General features: G+C 44.7%; 3 protein-coding genes. All 3 read right to left on the bottom strand.

From position 1 onward, the window contains the following. Positions 1-1,777, bottom strand: a 1,777-nt coding sequence (locus tag WBA23_RS26160) for a GumC family protein (RefSeq protein WP_424585221.1), incomplete at its 3' end; no start/stop codon positions are given. 2 nt (positions 1,778-1,779) lie between these two features. Next, positions 1,780-2,559 carry a polysaccharide biosynthesis/export family protein gene (locus WBA23_RS26155; protein ID WP_424585220.1) on the bottom strand — a complete coding sequence of 260 codons (780 nt, stop codon included), beginning with the start codon at positions 2,557-2,559 and terminating at the stop codon, positions 1,780-1,782. Positions 2,560-3,025: 466 nt separating this feature from the next. Beyond that, positions 3,026-3,867 (bottom strand): gliding motility-associated C-terminal domain-containing protein (locus WBA23_RS26150; RefSeq protein ID WP_424585219.1); only part of this gene is annotated, 842 nt, incomplete at its 5' end.

Genomic DNA, 3,867 nt, shown 5'->3' with positions numbered 1-3,867 from the left:
CCTTCTGGCTTTGACCTAATTGGAGTCGCAAAAACCGGAAAGCTTCCGACAATAACAAACCAGGGCTAGCCAGCCGTTGCCCTTTTGGAGCTCGAGGAATTAGACCGGCTACGTAAGTATTCTGTATGTCTTCCAGATCACTCTTATCATTAACCTTATTATCAAAAAAGTTGATGCCTTGTATAAGTGCTATCGGTATGCCTAGTCCGGCTAATAATGCTAGTACTAAAATAGTGGTTGGCTTAGGAGCAACGGGTCCACCACCCATCACCCGGGCCTCATCAATCACACTTTTATCGGGTAGGTTAGAGGCGATAGCAATGCCAGCTTCAGCGCGCTTCTCTAGCAAGTAGTTGTATATATTATCATTAAGGGAGAACTTTCGCTCTATAGCAATCAGGTTACGCTCACTTTCGGGCAGCTTATTTAGTTGCGCCTCTAACCGATTAATACGACGTTGATTTTCTTTGATAGCAATCTGATTAGAATTTATCAGGTTGTCCATGTTCTCAACAAGTGCCGCCTTGGTGTTTCTAATTTTACCATCCAGCACCCGCAGTACCGGGTTGTTTTCACCGGAACTGTAGGCCTTTTCTACCTTTTCTTGACTCATAACCGATAGCTCCTGTAGCAAATTGTTAAGCAGCGGATCGGTGATTCCTACCGAAGAGGGGGCCACCACATCGGTTACCTCTTCGTTGTTACGAAGGTAATTGGAAGTGTACTGGTAGTACTGCTGTTGTACCTTTAACTCAGCTTGTTGCGCCTCTAATTCCTGAAGTTGTTCATTTAAGTTCTGAGACGTTGTACTAATATTAATGATCTGATCTGAGGCCCGGAACGACTCTAAGTTACCCTCTACCAACTGTAGTGAATCATACACCGTGGATAACTGACTATCAATAAACTCAATAGCCCTCAGTCCTAGCTGATTCTTCTTACTTAGGTCGTACTGTATGTACATGTTAGCCAACGTATTGATGAAGTCCTTCTCTTTCTCTGGTACCCTTCCTTCGGTTTTTAGTTGAACAATACTTGACTCTTCTGAGATTGGGGTAATGTCTAGCTTGCCCGCGTACGCTTGAGCTAAGCCATTAAGTGTATTGATCCGAAAGGAGTAATGCTGATCTTCCTGAATTACGTACCCGGAGTCTAAGAACAGACGAAAGCTCAGCATGTCCGACTGAAAAGGTTGATTGATCGGTAGGGTTTCATCAATATCAACCGCTAGCTTCTCCTGAATCGTTTTCTGTTGGGCAAGGTCAAATAGGTTAGCCTCATCGGCTTCTACTTCCACCCGATAGTGAGCGGTATCGGGAAAGCTAACGTGAACAGCGACCCCCACTAGCTGAGGACGACCCTCAGTGGGGAGCACCCGAAAACCAGATCGGTATATTTCCTGCCCCATCCTTCCCCCCAGTAGCCAATTGTCCGGGTACTGAAAGTAGCTCATTGTAAAGTCTAGCTCCTGAATGGCTCTCCGCACCATAGAGTAAGACGAAAGAACGCCGATTTCATCGGCTAACTGAGGACTCCCGGATAGCAGACCTAACCCGCCCCCCATGAACCGTTCGCGCCCTAGGCTGTTATCGTTAATACTTTGGTCTTCTAACTGTAGAGTAGCCTGCACTTCGTACTGCTTGGGAGTGGTCTTGAGGTGCACGTACGCTAAAACCAAACAGAGGAACAGCGAAGCCGCAAAGTAGTACCACTTACTAAGTACTTGGTTTAAGATTTTTCTAATATCGATAAACTCTTCTTCCGGAATATTTTTCATACCTAGTTACCCGTTAAATAGTCTAGTAATAATACCGTTGATGAAATGGCTCCGAACAATACGCTTAATATAGCAAATGTGCTAATATTATTACGGGTTGCCTTGGCCCGAAGCGGTTGTATGTACAGCACATCGTTAGGCTGCAAAAAGTAGTATTTTGAAGTGAGTAGCTCCGGGTCTTTCAGGTTCAGCAAGATTGTTTCGGTACCCAGATCAGTCTGCCGAATCAGCGTTATATTTTCTCGGTTGCCAAAGTCGGTTAAATCACCCGCTAGCCCCAGCCCCTCCAGCACATTAGCTTGCTCATTGAATACGTAGTAATAACCCGGTTGGTTCACTTCCCCCAGTACGGTAATCTTAAAGCTCACAAGTTTGACTAAAATAGTAGCATTGGTAATGTAGCTGCTTATTGCTTCCCGAATTATGTCCTCAGCTTCTTCCAATGTGTACCCCCCCACCTTAATATCACCAATCTCCGCAATAGTAATCATGCCGCTCGAGCTAACCGAATACCCGTTAATGTATAATCCGGCTGGGTTTAGCTGCTGAAATCCATTCTCCGACTGAATATTAAAGTACGACTCGGTTTCAGTATCTAAGGTCTTTATTCTAATCGACAAAACGTCTCGCGACTGTATCTTATACCGCTGTTGGCTATTGAACTTAGGCGTAGCCGTAACAGTATTGAACTCCGGACTAGGAAAGTATACCAGCTTTTCGTTAGGGATACATGAACCCAAACAGACCAAGAAGAACAAAAAAATTAGGTTGGTTATTCGCACGTCTACTACACTAAAAATTTTTGCCTACAACAGCTAGACAACTAAATCAACAAAAAGGAAGCTACAAATAAACGAAGGTTAAATTACAAAGAAAAGGAACTAGGTAATAAAATAATAATAATACGACTTTGAATATGTGCAATAATGGCAAATTTCTGCGCTGTTTTTTAAAAATGTCTTATTTGTAAAATTAGCGAATAAAAAGCGTTAGCCTTACCTGATGATCAGGTGTTTCATAAGTTGAGTTTGATTTTTTTATGCTAAGCAATAGTGTACTTAACGCCCGTTTAGGTATTGATCGATCAGAGGCAGGTGGTAGCTATTATTGCGAATTGCTACTACCGCTTTTTAAGAGCCATTCATCAACATTTCGGTAGACGTTATATAGCATATCCCTTTTTTCTATGCAAGATGCCCCAGATTAACTTTCTCAAATCTACTTAAAGAGGACTCTTATTGGCCAAATCTACCGGATTAGTCGAATTCTGCCCGAATAGGTCAGCTGCTCCCCCTGCTGATCTTTAGCAAGCAACCGATAAGTATAGGTACCTGGGTCAAGCCGTCGGCCTTGGTAAAAGCCTTTCCAGCCGTATTCTTCCTGATTAGGAGGAAAATCAAGTTGCTGGAAGATCAGCTCACCCCAGCGGTTGTATATCTCCAACTTCTGACATTCAACCCCGGGCTGAACCACCGGAAAAAACACATCGTTTAACCCATCGTCGTTAGGAGAAAAAGCGTTGGGAATACGAACTTTCTCGGGCACCTCGGGCACCTCGGGCACCGGTTCATTCTCAATCACTTCTAAGCTGACGGAGGCAGTTCGGGTGCAGCCCAATTGGTTTTCAACCGTTAGCTGATAAGTGACGCTCTCTAGTGGCGTAGCTACCGGATTAATACAGTCAGCACAGGATAATCCCTCTACCGGTGTCCAGCGATAAATGAGTGAAGAAGATGCTTCGGTGCTGGGCGCCAGTTCAACGGAAGTTCCCACCCGAATAGTAGTGTCAGCAGCTAGCACTACGGCAGGCACTGGTAGGGTCTGGACCAATATTGAGTCGACTACTTCGCAGCCCGCTACCTGCCGGTGCAAGTAGTAGTAGGCGCTGTCATAACTAGCAAGGATAGTTTCCGGCTGATTTTCCTCTGAGTAATAATCGTCGGGTCCTGTCCAGTAAAAGGGTTGCGCAATAGCGCTTGTAGTGGTTAGCAGGAACGGTTCGTTCGCGCATACCACCGTATCGGTGGCTAGTAGTGAAGAGGGATACTCCTGAGTTATTATAATTTGAGTAGGATCATTAGGTTCAGGAG

The sequence above is a fragment of the Tunicatimonas sp. genome (genome assembly GCF_049647865.1).
Lineage (GTDB): Bacteria > Bacteroidota > Bacteroidia > Cytophagales > Cyclobacteriaceae > Tunicatimonas.
Note: the sequence above shows the minus strand (reverse complement) of the source record. Positions and strands in the feature narration are given on the sequence as shown.